Source organism: Nonomuraea sp. NPDC049709 (genome assembly GCF_040674815.1).
GTDB lineage: Bacteria > Actinomycetota > Actinomycetes > Streptosporangiales > Streptosporangiaceae > Nonomuraea.
In genome coordinates, this window is sequence record NZ_JBFANM010000045.1 from 57,203 (window position 1) to 77,327 (window position 20,125).

The window sequence follows — 20,125 nt, forward strand, 5'->3', positions numbered from 1 at the left end:
AGCTGCCGATCAGATGCCGACCGGGTGCCAGACGGTCTTCGTCTCCAGGAACCGCGTCATGCGGCCGATCCCCGGATCGGCCGCCCAGTCCTCCTGGACGGGCCGCAGGACCCGCTTGAGGTTCTCCGCCGCCGCCTGCTCGCAGCGCACCGCCAGGTCGGCGTCGCCGACCCCGGTCAGGTCGAGCCCGTTGACGTCCATGTGCGCCGCCAGCCACGGGGCCAGCTCGGCCTGCTGCCCGGTGAGGATGTTCACGACCCCGCCGGGGAGGTCGGAGGTGGCCAGGACCTCGGCCAGGGTGATCGAGGCGAGCGGCGAGGGCTCGGAGGCGACCACGACGCAGGTGTTGCCGGTCACGATCACCGGCGCGACCACCGAGACCAGCCCGAGCAGCGGGTCAGCGGGCGCCACGACGGCCACCACGCCGGTCGGCTCGGGCGAGGACAGGTTGAAGTAGGGCCCGGCCACCGGGTTCGCCGCCCCGTGCACCGAGGCGATCTTGTCGGACCACCCCGCGTACCAGACCAGCCGGTCCACGGCCGCGTCCACCTGCTCCAGCGAGGCCCGCTTGCCGCCGCCCACCTCCTCGGCGAGCTGCGCGCGCCGCCCCTCCAGCATCTCGGCGACGCGGTAGAGGATCTGCCCCCTGTTGTACGGGGTCGCGCCCGACCAGCCGGGGAACGCCTTGCGCGCGGCCACCACGGCGTCGCGGGCGTCCTTACGCGAGGCCCGCGAGGCGTTGGCGAGGAAGTCTCCCTTGGCCGAGGTCACGGGGTAGGACCTTCCACTCTCAGAGCGCGGGAACGCCCCTCCGATGTACAGCTTGTAGGTCTTTCTGACGGACAACCTACTCATCGCCCCGACCCCTCCACGTGGACTCATGCGACATCTGGACCGGCGCGAAGACCTGCCCGCACCGGCTCACGCCGCAGCGGTGGGCGTACCAGCCCGTGCGTACGGGCCGGCCGGCCCGGGCGAAAGCGTGCCCCCTCGTGGCCTGGGCCCGCCGTTTCCCGCGACCGGCGCGGCGGTGCTCACACATCAAGGTAGGCCTCCAGCCCGTGGCGCCCGCCCTCGCGGCCGAAGCCCGACTCCTTGTAGCCGCCGAAGGGCGAGGCCGGGTCGAACTTGTTGAACGTGTTGGCCCAGACCACGCCGGCCCGCAGCCGGTCGGCCATCCACAGGATGCGCGAGCCCTTCTCGGTCCACACCCCCGCCGACAGTCCGTACGGCGTGTTGTTGGCCTTCTCCACCGCCTCGGCAGGCGTGCGGAAGCTCAGCACCGACAGCACCGGCCCGAAGATCTCCTCGCGGGCGATGCTGTGCGACTGCGCCACCCCGGTGAACAGCGTCGGCGGGAACCAGAAGCCCTTGCCGGGCAGCTCGCACGCGGGCGACCAGCGCTCTGCCCCCTCCGACTCGCCGAGCTCGCTGAGCCGGCGGATCTTGGCCAGCTGCTCGGCCGAGTTGATCGCGCCGATGTCGGTGTTCTTGTCCAGCGGGTCTCCCAGCCGCATCGTGCCCAGCCGGCGCTTGAGCGCGGCCAGCAGCTCCTCCTGGACCGACTCCTGCACCAGCAGCCGCGACCCGGCGCAGCACACGTGGCCCTGGTTGAAGAAGATCCCGTTGACGATCCCCTCCACGGCCTGGTCGATGGCGGCGTCCTCGAACACGATGTTCGCGGCCTTGCCGCCCAGCTCCAGGGTGAGCTTCTTGCCGGTGCCCGCGACCGTCCTGGCGATGATCCGGCCGACCTCGGTGGAGCCGGTGAAGGCCACCTTGTTCACGTCGGGGTGCGCCACCACGGCCGCGCCGGTCTCGCCCGCGCCGGTGACGATGTTCACCACGCCGGGCGGAAGGTCTGCCTGGCGGCAGATGTCGGCGAACAGCAGCGCGGTCAGCGGCGTCGTCTCGGCCGGCTTGAGCACCACCGTGTTGCCGCAGGCCAGCGCCGGCGCGATCTTCCAGGCCAGCATCAGCAGCGGGAAGTTCCACGGGATCACCTGCCCGGCGACGCCGAGCGGCTTCGTGCCGAACCCGCCGTATTCCAGCTTGTCGGCCCAGCCCGCGTAGTAGAAGAAGTGGGCCGCCACGAGCGGCAGGTCCACGTCGCGGGACTCGCGGATCGGCTTGCCGTTGTCGAGTGTCTCCAGGACGGCCAGCTCCCTGGCCCGCTCCTGGATGATCCGCGCGATGCGGAACAGGTATTTCGCGCGCTCGGCGCCCGGCAGGGCGCTCCAGACGCCGAACGCCTTGCGCGCGGCCTGGACGGCGCGGTCCACGTCGTCGGAGGAGGCGGTGGCCACCTCGGCCAGCGTCTCCTCGGTGGCGGGATTGACGGTCTTGAAAGAGGTGCCGGAGCCGTCGACGAACTCACCGTTGATGAACAGCCCGTAGGAGGACTTCAGGTCAACGACGTCGCGCGACTCGGGGGCCGGTGCATATTCGAACATCGTCTAGTCCAGGGTGAAGTAGTCGGGACCCGCATAGCGGCCGGTGGCCAGCTTCTGGCGCTGCATCAGCAGGTCGTTCAGCAGCGAAGAGGCGCCCAGCCGGAACCAGTCGGGGGTGAGCCAGTCGTCGCCGACCGTCTCGTTGACCAGCACCAGGTTCTTGATGGCGTCTTTGGTGGTGCGGATGCCGCCCGCCGGCTTCACGCCGACCTGACGGCCGGTCGCGTCTCGGAAGTCGCGCACCGCCTCCAGCATGATCAGGGTAACCGGCGGCGTCGCGGCCGGGGACACCTTGCCGGTGGAGGTCTTGATGAAGTCGCCGCCGGCCAGCATCGCCAGCCAGGACGCCCGGCGCACGTTGTCGTAGGTGGCCAGCTCGCCGGTCTCCAGGATCACCTTCAGGTGGGCCGGCCCGCAGGCCGCCTTCACCGCGACGATCTGCTCGTAGACCTTCATGTAGTGCCCGGACAGGAACGCGCCACGGTCGATCACCATGTCGATCTCGTCGGCGCCCGCCGCCACCGCCAGCGCGGTGTCGCTCACCTTGACCTCCAGCGAGGTGCGCCCGCTGGGGAACGCGGTGGCCACCGAGGCCACCTTGACGCCCGTACCCTTCAGCGCCTCTACGGCCACCGCCACCAGGTCGGGATAGACGCAGACGGCCGCCACCGAGGGCGCGTCGCCGCCGGGCCGCACGGCCTTGGCGCACATCGCGCGCACCTTGCCGGCCGTGTCGGCCCCTTCCAGAGTCGTCAGGTCCACCATGGAGATCGCCAGGTCGATGGCCTGCGCCTTGGCCGTGGTCTTGATCGAACGGGTGCCGAGCATCGCCGCCCGCTGGTCCGCGCCGACCCGGTCAACCCCGGGCAGGCCGTGCAGGAATGCTCGCAGCGCCGCGTCGGACGAGGCGACGTCCGCGAGCGAGGTAGTCACAGTTGACACCTAGACAGCATCGCCGACCAGGGCCTCTACCTCCAAACCGGACCACCTTAGGGCGCTCCTAGGGCATTGGAGCCCAGGTCCTAGGTATGCCGTACGCGTTCGGGCCCGTGAAAGGCCCTGGAGATAAGGCATCCACCCGATGCGCCGGGCCGGGCCTTAGGCCGAGTCTTAAAGGTGTCAGGAAGAAGCACGAAATCGCAGGAGAAAAAGATGAACCCCGAGATCGAATACGAGCTCATGAAGAACCAGGCGAGCGAACTGCGCAAGGCCGCCGCCGAGCACCGGCGCGTACGGGAGGCCCAGAAGGGGAACAAGGCCGAGCGCCGCTCCTTCTTCGGCAAGCGCCGTTCCTCATGACCGCCCCAAGAGAGCCCGGCCACAATCTCCTTCGTGGCCGGGCCTCAATACCCCCATAAATCCGTCGTAAGCATCGGATGTGGCATGACATGCTGGATGACATGCGGGGACGATCTGTCAGTCCCGTCTTCGTCGGGCGGGAAGAGGAGCTGGCGGCTCTCTCTGAAAGTTTCGACGAGGCCCGAAAAGGCACGGTGACGGCCGTCCTGCTCGGAGGCGAGGCAGGAGTCGGCAAGACCCGGCTCGTCCAGCGCTTCGCCGAGCACTGTACGGCCGGCGGCGCCCACGTGCTGTTCGGGGGCTGCGTGGAGCTGTCGACCGAGGGACTGGCGTACGCGCCGTTCACCGCCGCGCTCCGGCAGCTCGTCAGGGAGCACGGCCCGGCCGCCATCGCCGGGCTGCTGCCCGACGGCGCCGAGCGCGACCTCGCGCGGCTGCTGCCCGAGTTCGGCGAGCCCAGCGGCGACGGCGAGACCGACACCGGCCGCGCCCGGCTCTTCGAGCAGTTCCTCACCCTGCTGGAACGCCTCGCGGACAGCCGCCCCACCATCCTCGTCATCGAGGACATCCACTGGGCCGACCGCTCCAGCCGCGACCTCATCGCCTTCCTCAGCCGCAACCTGCACACCCCGCAGGTGCTGATCGTCATGACCTACCGCTCCGACGACCTGCACCGCCAGCACCCGCTCAGGCCGGTGCTGGCCGAGCTGGGCCGGGTCCACGGCGTGCACCGGCTCGACCTGCCCCGCCTGTCGCGGGACGAGGTCGCCCAGCAGATGACCGCGATCCTCGGCAAGACCCCCGAATACGCCAAGGTCGAGAAGGTCTACGAGCGCAGCGAGGGCATCCCGCTCTTCGTCGAGGCCATGCTGGACAGCGGCGACGAGTGCACGTTCCCCGAGTCCATGCAGGACCTGATCCTCAGCTCCGTCGAGCGGCTGCCCGAGGAGACCCAGCGCGTGCTGCGCGTGGCCGCCGCCGGCGGCATCCGGGTCGGCCACGCGCTGCTGGCCGCCGTGAGCGGCCTGTCCGACGTCGAGCTGGAGACCGCGCTGCGCCCGGCCATCGCCGGCAACGTGCTGCAGATCGCCGACAACCGGGCCTACGTCTTCAGGCACTCCCTCATCCGCGAGGCCGTCCACGACGAGCTCCTGCCGGGCGAGCACCAGCGCCTGCACGCCAGGTTCGCGGAGGAGATCTCCAAGGACCGCGAGCTCGTCCCGCCCGGCCGCGCCGCCGTCGAGCTGGCACACCACTGGTACGGCGCCCGCGACGACCGCTGGGCCCTGATCTCCGCCTGGGAGGCGGCGCGCAAGTCGTACAAGGCGTTCGCGTACACCGAGGCCCTCCCGCTGCTCGAACGCGTGCTCATGCTCTGGGACCGGGTGCCCGACGCCGCCGAGCTCATCGGCACCGACCACACCGGCGTGCTGGAGCGGGCCTCCGAGGCCGCCAACGCCGGCGGTGACGTGGACAAGGGCGTCAAGTTCGTCAAGGCGGCGCTGTCCGAGCTGGACGAGGCGCAGGAGCCGGCGCGGGTGGCCCAGCTCATCGCGCGCCGGGCGGCGTTCAAGAACTCCAAGGGCCAGATCGGCGTCATCGACGACCTCAGGCACGCGCTGCGGCTCGTGCCCGACGACAGCCTCGACTGGGCCGAGGTCGTCATGCCGCTGAGCCGCCACCTGATGCTGAGGGGCGAGATCGACGAGGCCGGCGAGCTCATCGCCGAGGGTCTGCGCTGGGTCAGGGAGCACGGCGAGCGCTGCCTCGAAGGCGACCTGCTGCTGAACCTGGCGCTCGGCCACTCGCTCAACGGGCGGCTCGAGACCACGATCGCCATCAACGAGCAGGCGCTGGAGATCGGCCGGAGCGAGGGTTCCGGCCGCCTGACCACCCGGGCCATGGGCAACACCATCGACGTGCTCATCGACATGGGCCGCGCGGACGAGGCGCTGCGCATGGCGGAGGACGGCTGGCGGATCGCCAAGCAGTACGGCCGGTTGCGCGGCAGCGGCCTGTTCATCCTGAACAACTGGGCCGAGGTGCTCGACGCGCTGGGCCGCTGGGACGAGGCCATCGAGGTCGTCGACATGGCGCTCAGCCACGGCCCCGTCCTGCGCACCAGGTACTCCCTGCTGCGCGTCCGCGCCGACATCGCGCTGGCCAGGGGCGAGCTGCAGCTGGTCGAGGGCATCCTGGCCGAGATCGGGGTGTTCAAGGAGCGCCCCCAGGAGTTCGTCCAGGACATCATCAGCAACGCCCGCCTGCGCATCGGCTGGTACCTGACCAGGGGCGAGCCGGGAGCGGCGCTGGGCGAGGCCGAACGCGTGCTCTCCTACCCCAAGCAGTCGAGCAAGGCCATGCTCGGCTGGCGGCTGCTCTCCCTGCTCCGCACGGTCTGCGACGCCGCCGAGGACGTCGAGCCGGAGCGGACCGCGGCGGTGCGCGGGCACGCCGCGGAGGTGGCCGCCGAGCTGTCGGTCATCGGGCCGGTCGTGGAGGCGTACCGGCTGTCGTACTCCGGCGACTTCGACGCCGCGGCGGCGGCCTGGGAGCGGCTCAGGCGCCCGCACAACCAGGCCAAGGCCCTGCTGCGGGCGGCCACGGCCGCCGCGCGGTGCGGCGATCGGGAGGGCGCGGCAACCCGGCTGAAGGCGGCGCTCCCGCTGGCGCGGGCGCTGCGCGCGACCCCGCTGGTGGAGGAGATCGAGGTTCTGTCGCGCCGGGTGGGCGGCCTCCAGCCGGCGCAGGAGCCGTCGGAGCTGCTGACGCCGCGCGAGCTGGAGGTGCTGCGGCTGGTGACGCAGGGGCGTACCAACCGGGACATCGCGGCCGAGCTGTTCATCTCGGCGAAGACGGTGAGCGTCCACGTGTCCAACATCCTGGCCAAGCTGGGCGTCACCACGCGGGGCGAGGCGGCCGCGGCCGCCCACCGCCTGTCGCTGCTGTCCTAATCGCTGTTGTCCTAGAGGAGGGCCTCACCCAGCAGCACCACGCCGAAGACGGCGAATCCGGCCGCGGCACCGTACTTGATGATCCTCTCGGGGAGGTGCCGGCCCAGCAGCCTCCCGACCAGGATGGCCAGCGCGTCGGCCGCCACCATGCCGACCGTCGAGCCGATCCAGGTGCCCACCCAGCCGTGCTGGGTGGCCAGCGTGATGGTGGCCAGCATGGTCTTGTCGCCCAGCTCGCTCAGGAAGAACGCCACGGTCACCGCGATCAGGGCGTTCCTGGTGGTGCGCTGGGCCTTGCGCGACTCCTCCTCGGTCAGCTCGTCACCGCGGAGGGTCCACGCGGCGAAGCCGATGAAGGCGAGGCCGGCCACGACGGAGATCGCCGTCGTCGGGAGCGCGTCGCCGATCAGGCCGCCCACCGCGACGCTGAGCAGGTGCACGACCGTCGTCGCGATCGTGATGCCCAGAATCACGGTCCAGGTCTTGAAACGGGTGGCGAACGTCATCGCCATGAGCTGGCTCTTGTCGCCGAGCTCCGCCACGAAGATGGCGACGAGGCTGATCCAGAACGCTTCCAAAGGGGTCCTCTTCCGCGCGACCAGGCCGGAAGCAGGCACCCGGGGAGTTTTTCGGGCACGACTTCGGCCCGGCAGCGTCTTTGTCACATGACTGCCAGGCCGAAGGTCTCGTCCGCCCGTATGAGGCCCGCGCGACCGGGCGCCGAGGCGCCAGTGTGTCGATCACGCGATTGGGACTACTCCCCTTCGGTAATTCCAGATCACCATAACAGCCCCAGCAGGGTGCCTATTCCCCGAGGGTGCAGCCCACCAGCACCGGCTCGTTGACCAGCGTGACCCCGAACTTCTCGCGCACCCCGTCACGCACCTCCCTGGCCAGGGCCAGCAGGTCGCCGGTGGTGGCGCGCTCGGTCGGGTTGGTGAGCGCGAGGGTGTGCTTGGTCGAGATGCGTACGGGGCCGCGCTCGTAGCCCTTCGGGTAGCCCGCCTGCTCGATCAGCCACGCCGCGGGCACCTTGACCATCCCGCCGGGCAGCTCCCAGCGCGGATGCCCGGGAGCGCGGACGGCCAGCTCCTCGGCCTCCGCCGGCGTGAGGACCGGGTTGGTGAAGAACGAGCCCGCGCTGCGGGTGTCGGGATCGGCCGGGTCGAGCACCATGCCCTTGCCCCGCCGCAGCCCGAGGACGGCCTCCCGTGCCCGGTCGAGCGGCACCCGGCCGCCCGCCTCGGTGCCCAGCCGCCTGGCCAGCTCGTCGTAGACCACCGGGCCGGACAGCTCCGAGATGTCCAGCGCGTACGTCACCGCCAGCACCACATATCGCGCCAGATCGCGCTTGAAGACGCTGTCGCGGTAGGAGAACCCGCACTGCCGCGCCTCCAGGTCCACCACGTGCCTGGTGCGCCGGTCGTAGGCCCGCACGCACCTGATGGTCTGGGACACCTCCTGCCCGTAGGCGCCGACGTTCTGGATCGGCGTCGAGCCGACCAGCCCCGGCACGCCGGACATGCACTCGATGCCCGACCAGCCCTCGGCCACCGCGCGGACCACGAGCCGGTCCCAGTCCTCGCCCGCCTCGACCGTCACGACGGCCTGCTCGCCGTCGCGCGAGATAGCCAGGCCCTCGGTGGCGACCCTGATGACCAGCCCGTCGAACCCCTCGTCGGCCACGACCACGTTGCTGCCCCCGCCGAGCACCAGCGTGGGCACGGCCTTCCGGTCGGCCTCGGCGATCAGGGACACGAGCTGCTCCGCCGAGGTCGCCTCGGCGAAGTCGCGGGCGGGCCCGCCCAGGCGCAACGTGGTGTATGGCGCGAGCATCTCCATGAGCAACTAGCTTATGAGGCGCGCAGCATGCGCAGCACCCCGTCATAGTTGCGCCGGGACTCCCGGTCCGAGTAGGCGGAGGAGACGTCGTGCCGGCCCAGCAGCGCCACGGGCAGCGGCTCGTGGGGCACGACCAGGTCGCCGGGCAGGGCCAGCGAGAGCTCCAGATCGGCGTACCGGCCGTAGCAGGCGTCCTCGGGCAACGCGCTGATCGCCTGCGCCCTGCGTACGGCGATGAGCTCCCCGACCAGCGCCAGCACCTTCCCGGGGCCCGCCGTCCGCCACTCGGGTCCCGTGCCGCCGGGCCCTTCCCGCCACTCCGGCATCACGCCCACACTGGTCCGCGCCGTGCCGCCGTCGGCCGTCTCCACGCCCTTCCAGCCGGCCGCCATCGCGCCCTCCACCACCGCCGCGACCAGCGGGGTCAGGGCGTCGCCACGCAGGACCACGTTCGTCTCCATCAGCACGTGCACCTCGGCCTCGTCCAGCCGCAGCAGCTTGCCCCGGCTCTCGCCCCAGGTCGCCGTGCCGCCCCGCCAGTGCGGCGCCTCGGCCACGTGCCAGCCGGCGATCCGCTCGGGATGCCGCTCGCACAGCTCGTCCAGCACCTCGCCGGCCCCGTCCACGTTGCCCAGGTCGAGGGCGAGCACCCGCGCCCCGGTGTGGTCGATCACCGACTGCAGGCACGCCCTGACGTCCTCCGGCCAGCCGTCCACGAGCAGGCCCACGCTGACCGTGACGTCCTTGGTCTCCATGCGCTGCCGCTCGGTGTTGACGCCCAGGTCGTCGAGGCGGTTGGTGGCCAGCGTGCCGTCCCAGACGCGCTGGGCGTGCAGCATGCCGTACCCCGGGTCGCCGTGCTGCCCAGGGTCGCCGGAGAAGCCCAGCTCGGCGGCAGGGTTCAATCTGGCGTGCGCTCCGCCGGCGCGGGTGCCACGTGACCGGGCCCCGGCCGTGCCGACCCCGGTCGCCGGGCCACCCGCCGGGCCGCCCGTCCCGGCGACCGGCGGGCCGCCCGTCGTGTCGCGCCCGGTGCCCGAGCCGCCCGCCACCTGCTCGACCCGCGCGGGCCGCAGCCGCCCTGGAGGCTTGCCATCGGTCACGGCGGAGACGGGGATCGATCGGACCGTGGGCCAGACCCTGCGCGCAGCATCACTCATACGGACACGCGCTACCCGAGAGCCGCCCGCCATATCATCCGGCTCAGGAGAGCTGGACCACCGCCCTGGCCTTCGACAGCACGCGCGCGTCGCCCGACCTGGCGGTGAGCCCGATGACCACCCTCTTGTCCTCGAGCTTCTCCTCCACCACCCCGCTGACCGAGATCGTGGCGCCCTGATCGTCGTCGGGCACGACCACCATCGACGAGAACCGCACCCCGAAGTCCACCACGGCGCCGGGGTCGCCCGCCCAGTCGGTGACGAACCGCCCGGCCTGCGCCATCGTGTACATGCCGTGCGCGATCACGTCGGGCAGCCCGACCATCCTGGCGAAACGCTCGTTCCAGTGGATCTGGTTGAAGTCCCCCGAGGCTCCGGCGTACATCACCAGGTTGAGCCTGCGCACGTCGTAGTCCACGGCCGGGATCTCCTGCCCGACCTCGACCTGGTCGTACTTCACCGTGGCGGTCATCTCAGCCGGCCCCTCCACGCTCGACGATCGTGTTGTACGTGACGCACACCGGCTCGCCCTCGACCGTGGACACGTCGCTCCTGACGGTCAGCAGCTCGTTGCGGCCAGCGGTGCGGATGTCGGTGATCGTGGCGGTCGCGACCAGCTCGTCACCGGCGTGGATGGGGCGGGCGTACTCGAAGCGCTGCTCGCCGTGGACCACCATGGCGAGGTTCAGCCCCAGGTCGGGGTCGACCAGCGCCTCGCCTCCGGCCTGCAGGCTGAACACGATGGGGAACGTGGGCGGCGCGATGACGTCGGGGTAGCCGGCCGCCTGGGCGGCCTCCCTGTCGCGGTAGAGCGGGTTGTGGTCGCCGATCGCGGCGGCGAACTCCCTGATCTTCACCCGGCTCACCTCGTAAGGAGAACTCGGCGGGTAGGTTCTGCCCACGAAGTCACGGTTCAAGGCCATCAATGCTCCCTCGCGTCCGTCCCAGCGCTGCTGAGGCCGACGCTAACAGAACAAGGTTCGGCTGTCGCCGGTCATGGCGCGCTCTTTGCCAGGGCGCGGATCACGCTCCGTCTGCCGACTCCGGCAGGGGGACAGACACGACGAACCGGCGCCCTGCGTGGGGACGCCGGTTGTGCGATATGAGGATGTGGGGCAGAAGCCCTGCCCGGAGAACCTAGCGGGTCTCGCGGTGCGCGCGGTGGCAGCGGCAGTTGGGGCAGTACTTCTTCAGCTCAAGCCGATCCGGGTCGTTGCGCCGGTTCTTCCGCGTGATGTAGTTGCGGTGCTTGCACTCCTGGCAGGCCAGCGTGATCTTCGGCCTAACGTCTGTGGCAGCCACTTGGGAGTGCCTTTCTACGTTCGGGACATGGACACGCCCGTACCCAGGCCGGTGGACCTGGGATTGGGCAGTAGCGGAGGCCGGACTTGAACCGGCGACACAACGATTATGAGCCGTTTGCTCTGCCTGACTGAGCTACTCCGCCTTTGAGCCGGAACGACCCGGCCCGTAGAGGATACCCGACACCGTGAGCACATTCGTAACTCACCCGATCGGGTGGGGTGCTCCCAGTATGCCTCAGGAACCCCCGACAACCGAAATCAATAAGCGACAGCCCCGTCTGCCGCCTCCATGCGGGACATCAGCGTAGCAGCGGGCAACATCCACCGCGAACCCCCACACAGCCGCCCGCAACAGCGAACGCCCGGCTCCAAGACTCTTGGACCGGGCGTCTTCTCTGCAGGATGCGAGCCCCCAAACGGAATCGAACCGTTGACCTTCTCCTTACCATGGAGACGCTCTGCCGACTGAGCTATAGGGGCCTGTCCGGCGCTGCGGACAGGTGTAACCATACACGGCACTCAGCGATGATGCGAACTCGTTCTGGCCCCCGGCGGCACCTCCGCCGGCCGCCGCGCGGGAAGATCGATCACCTCGCACAGATCGGCCAGATCGACGTGCCTGGCCACCTCGGCCACAGAGGTGCAGTCGGCGACCAGCCACCCGTTCCTGCGCACCCGCAGCACCTGCCGCCCGGCCCGCACGGCGCCCACGACCTCGTAGCCGTCGAGACCGACCCATCGCCTGTCCATAGCGGCACAGATTAGCCGTGGGGTCTCTCAATTTCTGCCACGCCACACGCGTTACAGGCATACCGAATCGGTACGAGTCGGAACCTCAGTACCGGTAGAACCCCGCGAAACCCTTCTTCCCCGCGATGTCGTCGATGCGCACGACGGCCCCGGTCTCGGGCGCGTTCATCATCTTCCCCGCGCCCAGGTAGATGCCCACGTGGTGGGTCCTGACGGACCTCTTCGTGACCTTCCCGAAGAACACCAGGTCCCCGGGCCTGGCCGAGGAGACCCGGCGCATCTTCCGCACGTGGTCGTCGGTGTTCCCGGGCCCCAGCACGTCCTCGCCGTGCGCCAGCGCGTACACCCACCGCGCGAACCCCGAGCAGTCCAGCCCGCGCGTCCTGGCGGCCGGGCAGGGCCTGATCTTCCCCTTGTAGCCCCTGCACGTCCCCTTGGACGGGCCGGGGTCCGAGCTGTGGCCGCCGCCCCAGGAGTACACGATCCCGCGCTGCTCGATCTCGTACGCGAGCCGCACGATCAGGGGCGGCGCCGGCAGGCCCAGGGGCACGGATGCCGTGGCGGTCACCAGGAGCAGCGCCACTGCCGCGGTTAACCGCCGCTTCATCCCATACCCCCTCAAAGCTCGGGCCCCTGGGATTTATCCTGCCTTATCCCGCTTTGAGGGTGAGTTTCACCGAACCGACCGTCACATACATGCCCACGGTGCCCTTCGACTTCCTGGGCTTGGTGGTGAACGTGAACGTCACCTTCTCCCCGCGCGGCAGCTCCTCGATCCGGCACGACACCGCCGTACCGCTGTACTTGCACCCCGGCGCCCGCACCACGCGCTGCCCGCCGAACGCCCGTCCCGACACCTTGACGTCCTTGACCGGGTGCGGCCCGGTGTTGGAGATCGTGACGGTGTAGGTCTTCCTGCTCTTGGCCGCGCCGGACACCTTCACCTCGGCGGGCGGGTTGGCCAGCGACTTGAGCTGGGACTCCGAGCCGTTGAACGAGTTCCCGCCGCCGACTAGCGGGCCCTTCTCGGCCGACTGCCAGAACGTGTGCTTCTTCCAGCTCTTCGGCAGCTCGCCCGGCTCGGTGCCCCAGCGGGCCAGCCAGAGCGGGTTGGACCTGAACTTGGTGGAGTTGCCCGTGCAGGTCTGCCACCAGCTCGTCGTGGTGTAGATGATCGCGTGCCGGCCGGTCGCCGACCGGTACTTCTTGGTGAAGTCCTGGAGCCAGGTGACCATGTCATCGACGGACAGGCCGTAACAGTTGTTCTTGCCGTTCTTGTCCTTGTACGGGTTGTCCTCGATATCGAGCACACCCGGCAGCGTTTGGCCGTCGCTGACCCAGTTGCCGCCGTTCTGGAGGAAATAGTCGGCCTGAGTTGTCCCATCGGATTCGTGCGGTTGCGCAAAGTGATACGCGCCGCGGATCAGGCCGGCCGCGGCGGCACCGCCATATTGGGCTTCGAAACGGGGGTTGCGGTAGTTCGTCCCCTCGGTGGCGTGCACGAACGCGAACTTCCCGCCCCCGGAGGCCACGCCCTGCCAGTCGATGTCGCCGGTCCAGTTGCTGACGTCCACCCCGGGCACTCCATCGGCCGCCTCGGCGACCCCGGTCATACCGACCATAGCAATTACCGCAAATAACAACAGACGTTTCACGCCGGAGATCATTGCGGAGTTACGCACAATTCCGCAAGCCCAGAAATATCCACCGCTTTTGACGTATCAACCCAATAGACCGGTCCGAGCCCCAGCGGCCGCGCTCCCGCCACCCACTCCCGCCACCGCTCGTCCCCGACCTCGTCGTCGTGGTGTATGGCGTGCCGCCCGCGCTCCTCGTACCGGCGTCTGGCCAGCTCAGGCGACACGTCACACCAGACCTCGCGCACGTCGGGCCCCGCCGCGACCCCCGCCCGCCGGAGCCCGGCCACGACCACCGGGCGCAGCGGCGCGAGCCAGGGGCTTTCGAGCACCGCGCCCCGACCGGCGTGGGCCAGCAGCGTCCACATGCTCTCCCCCGCGGCCATCCCCAGCCGCCGGCTCCACTCGCGCCCGTCCACGCCGTCCGGCCTTTCGAGCACGTCGGCCAGCGTCTCCTTGATCGCGTCCTTGCTGAAGACGGGCCGGCCGAGCGCCTCCCCCAGCGCCCGCGCCAGCGTCGTCTTGCCGGACCCCGGCAGACCGTTCACGAGCACGACCAGTTGGCACATGCTGGGGATGCTGGCAGAGCCATGTGTGGAAGTCGTGCGGAAATCGTGCGGACGTGGGAAAGAAACCGCACTTCAGGGGGCGGAAATTCGCCACGTCAGAGGCGGCGTCTCCGACGGTGTTTCCGCAGGTGGGGGCGGTATATGAACGTAACATTCGCGTTTGCCAAACCGGGTTTGTCCTGCCCAAACTGGATTCGATCCTCGACTGCGGCCCCGACCAGGGGTTTCTTCGCCATGCCCGGAGGAGACCGACCATGATCCATGCCCGGGGACTGACCCGAGTGTTCAAAGTGAAGAAGAAGGAGACCGTAGAAGCCGTACGCGGGATAGACCTCGACGTGGAGGCCGGCCAGCTCGTGGCGTTCCTGGGGCCGAACGGCGCCGGCAAGTCCACCACGCTGCGCATGCTCACCACCCTCCTGCCGCCCACCTCCGGCACCGCCTCCGTGGCCGGCCACGACGTGGCCACGGACCCGGCGGGCGTGCGGTCCCGCATCGGGTACGTGGGACAGCGCAACAGCGCGGGAGAGGACTTCCTCGTCCGCGACGAGCTCGTCACCCAGGGCCGCTGCTACGGCCTGCGCCCCAAGGAGGCGGCCACCCGCGCCGACGAGCTGCTCGACCTGCTGGACCTGACGCCGCTGGCCAAGCGGGTGCCCGGCACGCTGTCAGGGGGCCAGCGCCGCCGCCTGGACATCGCCCTGGGCCTCATCCACCGCCCCGACCTGCTCTTCCTCGACGAGCCCTCGACCGGGCTCGACCCGAAGAGCCGCGCGGAGATCTGGGAGCACATCCTGCGCCTGCGCGAGACGTACGGGACGACGTTGTTCCTGACCACCCACTACCTGGAGGAGGCCGACAACATGGCCGAACGGGTGGTGATCATCGACGGCGGGCGGATCATCGCGGACGGCACCGCCGAGCAGCTCAAGAACGACCTGGCCGGCGACCACATCACCATCACCACCAGCACCCCGCAGGAGGCGGAGCAGGCCGCCCGGATCGGCGACGGGACCGCGGACGGCACCACCGTGCGCCTCAAGGTCGCCCAGGCCACCGCCGCGCTGCCCGACTACCTGCGCACCCTCGATGCCGCCGGCGTCAAGGTCACCACCGCCGAGACCACCCGCCCCACCCTCGACGACGTGTTCCTGCGCCTTACCGGGAGAAGCCTCACCGATGACGACATTCCTGCGTGACACCACCACCATCTTCTCCCGCGAGTTCAAGCCGAGCCTGCGCAACCCCGCCGCGCTGCTGTTCGAAATGGGGCAGCCGCTGCTGTTCCTGTTCCTGTTCGGGTCGCTGCTGGGCGGGGCGGTCGGCTCGTCCTGGCAGTGGTTCGTGCCCGGGATCCTCGTCATGATGTGCCTGACGGGGCCCATGAGCGCCGGCTACACGCTGCTGGTCGAGCTGATCGGGGGCGCGATGGAGCGGCTGATGGTCACGCCGCTCAACCGGACCGCGATGCTGGTCGGCAAGAGCATGAAGGCCATGCTCGTCCTCCTCGTCCAGGCGGTGCTGATCATCGTCCTGGCGCTCCCCCTGGGCTTCGAGCTGCACACGGCGGGCGTGCTTGCGGGGCTGGCCCAGCTCGTGGTGTTCGGGGTGGGCCTTGGGGCGCTCTCCTTCGTCCTGGCCATCAAGTCGGCGCCGGGCGGGACCCTGTTCTACATCGTCAGCCAGTCGATCCTCTTCCCGCTGCTGCTGCTCTCGGGCGTGCTGCTGCCGCTGGAGACCGCTCCCGGGTGGTTGCGGGTGATGGGGCAGGTCAATCCGGTCACGTACATCGTGGACGCCCAGCGGGCGCTCTTCGCCGGCAACCTGACCGACCCCTCGGTCCTGTACGGCACCGTCGCCGCCTGCGCCATCGCCGTGGTCGGCCTCTATCTGGGCAACCGCACCCTGCGCCGGGGAGTCTGAGCCTCGCTTTGACATCCGATTCGGGTGGCGATGACAGTGAGGAACTATGACTCACACGGTGAAGGCGACGACCACGGTGCCCTGGATCCCGGTGGCGCATCGCCTGGACCTGATCCTCACTGACACCCTCCCGCCCGCCGGCGCGACCACGTCGGCGTTCGCGTTCGTCTCGGACGAGGCCGGCCGGACCCTCATGACGTACGTGGACCGGGAGGGCCGCGGGTGGGACATCCCGGGCGGTCACCTCGATCCTGGCGAGGGCGCCACCGAGGCGGCGGCCCGGGAGCTCTACGAGGAGACGGGCCTTCACCTGCCGTCCTCCGCCCTGTCGATCTTCGCCTGGCAGCGCATCGAGCTCCTGGAGCCGCCTCCGGCGGGCTACCGCTACCCGGCGCTGGCGTACATGGCGATGTTCCGGGCCGCGCTGCCGGGGCCGGGCTCCCCGACCCGGCCGCCCGAGGGCTCGGAGAGCACCCGTGCCGACTGGCTCTCCCGGCCCGACATCGAGCGCCTCTGCGGCCGGCGCACGTGGCTGGTCCTGCTGGACGACCCGGCCCCGCTCTAGGCGGTGCGGGCGCGCTCCAGGTCGCCGTCGGGGCGGTAGAGCCGTTCGGGGATCCGGGCGAGCGTTGAGTGGTGCACCTGGGAGGTCAGCCCGTACAACTTCTGGAAGCTCATGATCAGCGGCCGCCACGCGTCCGGGTCGACGTGGTCGTCCGTGCCCGCCAGGCGGATCTCGTCGTGCACCCAGACGCGCTGCACCCGTACCTCGAACGCCACCACGCCTCCGTCGTCCCCCACGGGGTGGTGGCGCTCGACCACGGTCTCCATCGCGACCGGGCACTCGGCCACCCGCGGCGGGGCCACCGTCTCGGAGGGAACGGGCGTGAGCCCGGCCCGCCGGAACTTGTCCGGCACGAACCCGTACCCCCGCTGCTCCTTCCGCGCGGGGACGGGGTCGGAGCCGGTGGTGAGCGCCAGCCGGTCGACCGCGCCCGCGAGCGCGTCGGACGGCAGGTTCAGCACGCACTCACCGGTCCTGAGCAGGTTCTGGGCCGTCTTGGCCCGGACTCCCAGCCCCAGCACGGCCCGCCACCCCAGCCAGAACGCGGACGACATGGGGGCCAGGTTGGGCGTCCCGTCCTCGTTCGAGGACGAGATCAGGACCACGGGGGTGCCGAAGTAGAGGATGTTCGGCTCGATAGCGGTGTGCGTGGCGACGACAGTGCTCATGTCCTCCACTGTCGCGCCAGGCCCGCCCCGTATGCTGGCGACCTTCGGACATCTCGTTCGAGCCGGTGCATGATGGTCGAATGAGCTGGCGCGCGCCGCAAGTCACCCGGATGGGCCAACAGTTCTCCGTCATGGAGGCAGGCGAGCGCGCGGTCGCGGACGCCTGGCTCGACGCCCACCGCGAGACCCTGCTCTGGAAATGCGCGGGCCTGACCGCCGAGCAGCTCAGACGGCGCTGGGTCGAGCCGTCGAACCTGTCGCTGCTCGGCCTGGTCCGCCACATGGCCGAGGTGGAGCGCGACTGGTTCCGTACCAGGTTCGCCGGGGAGCAGGTCCCCTACCTCTACTGCACCGACGACAACCTGAACGCCGAGTTCGACGAGGTGGACACGGCCGACGCGGAGTCGGACCACGCGACCTACCTCGACGAGATCGCCCAGGTCCGCCGGATCCTCGCCGACCGCTCCCTGGACGAGACCTTCACCGACCCGAGACGCAAGATCACCATGTCGCTCCGCTGGGTCTACTCGGTCATGATCCAGGAGTACGCCCGCCACAACGGCCACGCCGACCTCCTCCGCGAGCGCATAGACGGCGCCACCGGCCACTGACCCGCCGGACCGGGGCGCCGGACCGGGCGCCGGAGCTGTGCGAGGGTCGCCGGTGGAGCACAATGGCGCGATGGCAGCACGATACGAGAACACCGACGCGTTCCGGGGCGCGAACTTCACCGACGCCGACCTCTCCGGCGCGAAGTTCCGCTCCTGCGACCTGCGCGGGATGAGAATCGTCGACTCCTGGCTCGTGGACGTCAACCTGTCCGGTGAGGTACGGAACCTCATCGTCAACGACGTGGACGTCACCCCCTACGTCGAGGCCGAGCTCGACCGGCGGCACCCCGAACGCGTGCGACTGCGCGCGATGCGGACGGCCGACGACTTCCGCGCGATGTGGCGCACGATCGAACAACTCTGGTCGGAGACGGTCGCCCGCGCCGAGAGGCTGCCGGAACCCGCCCGCCACGAACGGGTCGACGGCGAGTGGTCCCTCGCCGAGACGCTGCGCCACCTGGTCTTCGCCACCGACGCCTGGGCCGCCCGGACGATCCTCGACCGGCCGAGCCCCTTCCACCGCCTCGGCCTGACCCACACCAGCTACCCGCCCTCCGACGCGGCGGCCCTGGGCATGGACCTCGAGGCGCGCCCGTCGTACGCGGAGGTGCTGGAGGCGCGGGCCGGCCGGGTGGCGCTGGTGCGCGGGATCGTCGAGGACCTCACCGACGCCGAGCTCGAACGCCCCTGCACCCGCCCGCCCGCCCCCGGCTACCCCGAGGAGCCGCGCACCGTGGGCGCCTGCCTGCGGGTGGTCATGGGCGAGGAGTGCGAGCACCGCCGCTACGCGGTGCGCGACCTGGCGGTCCTGGAGTCCCGCTGACCCGGGATTTTTTCGCACCGCCGTACGCTGCGCGTTCTCCGCCCGACTGACGGCCCCGGCAAGAACAAGACTGTTTCTCCCGAAGTCTTCCCGGCATCCTGACGCGGCCGGACCGAACGACGGGAGAACCCTTCAGATGACGACCGCGCACAACCCCGGCCCGCCCCTCCACCTGGCGGGCAACAACGCACCGGTCACCGAGGAGGTGACGGTGGAGCCGTCCGAGGTGATCGGCTCCGTCCCCGAGGAACTGCACGGGACCTACCTCCGCAACGGCCCCAACCCGCGGACCGGCTGGTCGCCGCACTACTTCGCGGGCGACGGCATGGTCCACGCCGTGGTTCTGGACGGCGGGCGGGCCCGCTGGTACCGCAACCGGTACGTGCGGACCCCGCTGTACGAGCACCCCGGCGAATCCCGGCTGGCCCTGGCCTTCGACCCGGCCACCGGGCACGTGGACCACCGGGTCTCCACCGCCAACACCCACCTGGTCTGCCACGGGGGCCGGCTGCTCGCCCTGGAGGAGGGAGGCTTCCCGTACGAGATCACGCCCGAGCTGGACACGGTCGGGCCGTTCACCTTCGGCGGGGCGCTGCGCACCCCCATGACCGCGCATCCCAAGATCTGCCCGGAGACCGGCGAGCTGGTGTTCTTCGGCTCCCGCCTGCGCCCGCCGTACCTGACCTACTACCGCGCCGCCCCGACCGGCGAGCTGCTCCAGGCGCAGGTGGTCGAGGTCCCGCGGGCGACGATGATGCACGACTTCGCCATCACCCGCGATCACGCGATCTTCATGGACCTGCCCGTCGTCTTCGACCCGGCGATGGCCGCCGCCGGCGGGATGCCGTGGCGGTGGGACGACGCGCACGGCGCCCGGTTCGGCGTGATGCGCCGGGACGGCGGGCCGGTGCGCTGGTTCGAGGTCGAGCCGTGCTACGTGTGGCACACCATGAACGCCTATGAGGCGGACGGCGCGGTCACGGTCACCGGCTGCCGGGTGCCGACGCTGTGGCGCGACGGTCCCCAGGACGTCGGCGGCGGCCTGCCGAACCTGCACGAATGGCGGCTGAACCTGGCCACTGGCACGGTCGCCGAGCGCCGGCTGGACGACACGGCGATCGAGTATCCGCGGGTCGCCGACGCCGAGGTCGGGCGGCGCAACCGCTTCGGGTACGTCACCAGCTTCTCGCTGGAGGCAGAGCCGGAACGCTCGGAGATCCACAAGTACGACTTCGCCGCGGGCGCGGCCCGGCAGACGCACCGGCTGCCCGCCGGGCACACCTGCGGCGAGGCGGTCTTCGTCCCGCGGCGCGGGGGGTCAGGGGACGACGACGGGTACCTGATGACCTTCGCCCACGACCGCTCGCGCGGCACCGGCTACCTGGCGATCCTGGACGCGGCCGACCTGGCGGCCCGGCCGGTGGCGGAGATACGCCTGCCGGTCCGCGTCCCCACCGGCTTCCACGGGAACTGGCTCCCCTCAGGGGTCAACGCGGCACGAGCCTGAGCGCCGTGGCCCGCGCGACCCGACTTCGCGCTCCGTGGCCCGCGCTTGAGCGCCGTGGCG

At 70.5% G+C, this 20,125-nt stretch carries 22 protein-coding genes and 2 tRNA genes; 8 read left to right on the forward strand and 16 right to left on the reverse strand.

Features of this window, described 5'->3' with window-relative positions; genetic code table 11:
- Positions 1-9: 9 nt before the first annotated feature.
- From AB0J69_RS37425 to deoC, 3 genes are all read right to left on the reverse strand, one after another.
- Positions 10-882, reverse strand: coding sequence for an aldehyde dehydrogenase family protein (locus tag AB0J69_RS37425; RefSeq protein ID WP_364127550.1), 873 nt, complete (start codon positions 880-882; stop codon positions 10-12).
- 152 nt (positions 883-1,034) lie between these two features.
- Positions 1,035-2,453: an aldehyde dehydrogenase family protein gene (locus tag AB0J69_RS37430; RefSeq protein WP_364127553.1), complete on the reverse strand. Its 1,419-nt coding sequence runs from the start codon at positions 2,451-2,453 to the stop codon at positions 1,035-1,037.
- 3 nt (positions 2,454-2,456) lie between these two features.
- A complete protein-coding gene (deoC, locus tag AB0J69_RS37435) occupies positions 2,457-3,386 on the reverse strand; it encodes a deoxyribose-phosphate aldolase (protein ID WP_364127673.1) in 930 nt (309 codons plus the stop codon).
- A gap of 219 nt (positions 3,387-3,605) precedes the next feature.
- Here deoC and AB0J69_RS37440 point away from each other — a divergent pair, with 219 nt between their 5' ends.
- Entirely contained in the window at positions 3,606-3,752 is a 147-nt protein-coding gene (locus AB0J69_RS37440) for a hypothetical protein (RefSeq protein WP_364127556.1), read from the forward strand.
- Between the two features lie 101 nt (positions 3,753-3,853).
- The gene (locus AB0J69_RS37445) at positions 3,854-6,706 is read left to right on the forward strand and encodes an AAA family ATPase (RefSeq protein ID WP_364127559.1); all 2,853 of its coding nucleotides are present in this window, start codon (positions 3,854-3,856) and stop codon (positions 6,704-6,706) included.
- A gap of 11 nt (positions 6,707-6,717) precedes the next feature.
- Here AB0J69_RS37445 and AB0J69_RS37450 read toward each other — a convergent pair whose 3' ends face one another.
- The 12 genes from AB0J69_RS37450 to AB0J69_RS37505 form a co-directional block, all read right to left on the reverse strand.
- Positions 6,718-7,284 (reverse strand): TMEM165/GDT1 family protein, encoded by a 567-nt coding sequence (locus AB0J69_RS37450; protein ID WP_364127561.1) that lies wholly within the window; start codon positions 7,282-7,284, stop codon positions 6,718-6,720.
- 226 nt (positions 7,285-7,510) lie between these two features.
- Positions 7,511-8,548, reverse strand: coding sequence for a UDP-N-acetylmuramate dehydrogenase (locus tag AB0J69_RS37455; protein ID WP_364127564.1), 1,038 nt, complete (start codon positions 8,546-8,548; stop codon positions 7,511-7,513).
- A gap of 11 nt (positions 8,549-8,559) precedes the next feature.
- On the reverse strand, positions 8,560-9,651 hold the full coding sequence (locus AB0J69_RS37460) for a hypothetical protein (RefSeq protein WP_364127567.1): 1,092 nt from the start codon (positions 9,649-9,651) through the stop codon (positions 8,560-8,562).
- Positions 9,652-9,751: 100 nt separating this feature from the next.
- Complete coding sequence (locus AB0J69_RS37465) at positions 9,752-10,180, reverse strand: MaoC family dehydratase (protein WP_364127570.1); 429 nt, start codon at positions 10,178-10,180, stop codon at positions 9,752-9,754.
- 1 nt (position 10,181) lies between these two features.
- A complete protein-coding gene (locus AB0J69_RS37470; protein WP_364127572.1) occupies positions 10,182-10,631 on the reverse strand; it encodes a MaoC family dehydratase N-terminal domain-containing protein in 450 nt (149 codons plus the stop codon).
- Positions 10,632-10,845: 214 nt separating this feature from the next.
- The gene (rpmG, locus tag AB0J69_RS37475) at positions 10,846-11,010 is read right to left on the reverse strand and encodes a 50S ribosomal protein L33 (RefSeq protein ID WP_019632658.1); all 165 of its coding nucleotides are present in this window, start codon (positions 11,008-11,010) and stop codon (positions 10,846-10,848) included.
- Between the two features lie 71 nt (positions 11,011-11,081).
- Positions 11,082-11,155, reverse strand: a tRNA-Met gene (locus AB0J69_RS37480).
- A 264-nt stretch (positions 11,156-11,419) separates the two neighbouring features.
- Positions 11,420-11,492: transfer RNA gene (locus tag AB0J69_RS37485), tRNA-Thr, on the reverse strand.
- Positions 11,493-11,531: 39 nt separating this feature from the next.
- The gene (locus AB0J69_RS37490) at positions 11,532-11,762 is read right to left on the reverse strand and encodes a transposase (protein WP_364127574.1); all 231 of its coding nucleotides are present in this window, start codon (positions 11,760-11,762) and stop codon (positions 11,532-11,534) included.
- 85 nt (positions 11,763-11,847) lie between these two features.
- Positions 11,848-12,369, reverse strand: coding sequence for an NlpC/P60 family protein (locus tag AB0J69_RS37495; RefSeq protein WP_364127576.1), 522 nt, complete (start codon positions 12,367-12,369; stop codon positions 11,848-11,850).
- A gap of 43 nt (positions 12,370-12,412) precedes the next feature.
- Positions 12,413-13,375: a GH25 family lysozyme gene (locus tag AB0J69_RS37500; RefSeq protein WP_364127579.1), complete on the reverse strand. Its 963-nt coding sequence runs from the start codon at positions 13,373-13,375 to the stop codon at positions 12,413-12,415.
- 50 nt (positions 13,376-13,425) lie between these two features.
- Positions 13,426-13,968, reverse strand: a complete 543-nt coding sequence (locus AB0J69_RS37505; protein ID WP_364127582.1) for an ATP-binding protein — start codon at positions 13,966-13,968, stop codon at positions 13,426-13,428.
- A 254-nt stretch (positions 13,969-14,222) separates the two neighbouring features.
- Here AB0J69_RS37505 and AB0J69_RS37510 point away from each other — a divergent pair, with 254 nt between their 5' ends.
- The 3 genes from AB0J69_RS37510 to AB0J69_RS37520 are packed head-to-tail and all read left to right on the forward strand — an operon-like array spanning position 14,223 to position 16,456.
- Complete coding sequence (locus AB0J69_RS37510; RefSeq protein ID WP_364127585.1) at positions 14,223-15,167, forward strand: ATP-binding cassette domain-containing protein; 945 nt, start codon at positions 14,223-14,225, stop codon at positions 15,165-15,167.
- Positions 15,148-15,891 (forward strand): ABC transporter permease, encoded by a 744-nt coding sequence (locus AB0J69_RS37515; protein WP_364127588.1) that lies wholly within the window; start codon positions 15,148-15,150, stop codon positions 15,889-15,891. The genes AB0J69_RS37510 and AB0J69_RS37515 overlap by 20 nt, the downstream gene beginning before the upstream one ends.
- A 46-nt stretch (positions 15,892-15,937) precedes the next feature.
- Positions 15,938-16,456: an NUDIX hydrolase gene (locus AB0J69_RS37520; protein WP_364127590.1), complete on the forward strand. Its 519-nt coding sequence runs from the start codon at positions 15,938-15,940 to the stop codon at positions 16,454-16,456.
- On the opposite strand, the gene AB0J69_RS37525 is transcribed toward AB0J69_RS37520, so the two are convergent.
- The gene (locus tag AB0J69_RS37525) at positions 16,453-17,124 is read right to left on the reverse strand and encodes a flavin reductase family protein (RefSeq protein WP_364127593.1); all 672 of its coding nucleotides are present in this window, start codon (positions 17,122-17,124) and stop codon (positions 16,453-16,455) included. The genes AB0J69_RS37520 and AB0J69_RS37525 overlap by 4 nt on opposite strands.
- An 80-nt stretch (positions 17,125-17,204) precedes the next feature.
- On the opposite strand from AB0J69_RS37525, the gene AB0J69_RS37530 reads away from it, so the two are divergent.
- The 3 genes from AB0J69_RS37530 (at position 17,205) to AB0J69_RS37540 (ending at position 20,065) form a co-directional block, all read left to right on the forward strand.
- Entirely contained in the window at positions 17,205-17,735 is a 531-nt protein-coding gene (locus tag AB0J69_RS37530; protein WP_364127596.1) for a DinB family protein, read from the forward strand.
- A gap of 70 nt (positions 17,736-17,805) precedes the next feature.
- The gene (locus tag AB0J69_RS37535) at positions 17,806-18,558 is read left to right on the forward strand and encodes a DinB family protein (protein WP_364127599.1); all 753 of its coding nucleotides are present in this window, start codon (positions 17,806-17,808) and stop codon (positions 18,556-18,558) included.
- A 136-nt stretch (positions 18,559-18,694) separates the two neighbouring features.
- Complete coding sequence (locus tag AB0J69_RS37540) at positions 18,695-20,065, forward strand: carotenoid oxygenase family protein (RefSeq protein WP_364127601.1); 1,371 nt, start codon at positions 18,695-18,697, stop codon at positions 20,063-20,065.
- Positions 20,066-20,125 lie beyond the last annotated feature (60 nt).

Coding starts and splice junctions, on each gene's coding strand:
- AB0J69_RS37425 (WP_364127550.1), bottom strand. CDS start 882: ATGAGTCCACGTGGAGGGGTCGGGGCGATGAGTAGGTTGTCCGTCAGA.
- AB0J69_RS37505 (WP_364127582.1), bottom strand. CDS start 13,968: ATGTGCCAACTGGTCGTGCTCGTGAACGGTCTGCCGGGGTCCGGCAAG.
- AB0J69_RS37495 (WP_364127576.1), bottom strand. CDS start 12,369: ATGAAGCGGCGGTTAACCGCGGCAGTGGCGCTGCTCCTGGTGACCGCC.
- AB0J69_RS37515 (WP_364127588.1), top strand. CDS start 15,148: ATGACGACATTCCTGCGTGACACCACCACCATCTTCTCCCGCGAGTTC.
- AB0J69_RS37535 (WP_364127599.1), top strand. CDS start 17,806: ATGGCAGCACGATACGAGAACACCGACGCGTTCCGGGGCGCGAACTTC.
- AB0J69_RS37490 (WP_364127574.1), bottom strand. CDS start 11,762: ATGGACAGGCGATGGGTCGGTCTCGACGGCTACGAGGTCGTGGGCGCC.
- AB0J69_RS37500 (WP_364127579.1), bottom strand. CDS start 13,375: ATGACCGGGGTCGCCGAGGCGGCCGATGGAGTGCCCGGGGTGGACGTC.
- AB0J69_RS37525 (WP_364127593.1), bottom strand. CDS start 17,124: ATGAGCACTGTCGTCGCCACGCACACCGCTATCGAGCCGAACATCCTC.
- AB0J69_RS37510 (WP_364127585.1), top strand. CDS start 14,223: ATGATCCATGCCCGGGGACTGACCCGAGTGTTCAAAGTGAAGAAGAAG.
- AB0J69_RS37465 (WP_364127570.1), bottom strand. CDS start 10,180: ATGACCGCCACGGTGAAGTACGACCAGGTCGAGGTCGGGCAGGAGATC.
- AB0J69_RS37455 (WP_364127564.1), bottom strand. CDS start 8,548: ATGGAGATGCTCGCGCCATACACCACGTTGCGCCTGGGCGGGCCCGCC.
- AB0J69_RS37540 (WP_364127601.1), top strand. CDS start 18,695: ATGACGACCGCGCACAACCCCGGCCCGCCCCTCCACCTGGCGGGCAAC.
- AB0J69_RS37530 (WP_364127596.1), top strand. CDS start 17,205: ATGAGCTGGCGCGCGCCGCAAGTCACCCGGATGGGCCAACAGTTCTCC.
- AB0J69_RS37445 (WP_364127559.1), top strand. CDS start 3,854: ATGCGGGGACGATCTGTCAGTCCCGTCTTCGTCGGGCGGGAAGAGGAG.
- AB0J69_RS37430 (WP_364127553.1), bottom strand. CDS start 2,453: ATGTTCGAATATGCACCGGCCCCCGAGTCGCGCGACGTCGTTGACCTG.
- AB0J69_RS37440 (WP_364127556.1), top strand. CDS start 3,606: ATGAACCCCGAGATCGAATACGAGCTCATGAAGAACCAGGCGAGCGAA.
- AB0J69_RS37520 (WP_364127590.1), top strand. CDS start 15,938: ATGACTCACACGGTGAAGGCGACGACCACGGTGCCCTGGATCCCGGTG.
- AB0J69_RS37470 (WP_364127572.1), bottom strand. CDS start 10,631: ATGGCCTTGAACCGTGACTTCGTGGGCAGAACCTACCCGCCGAGTTCT.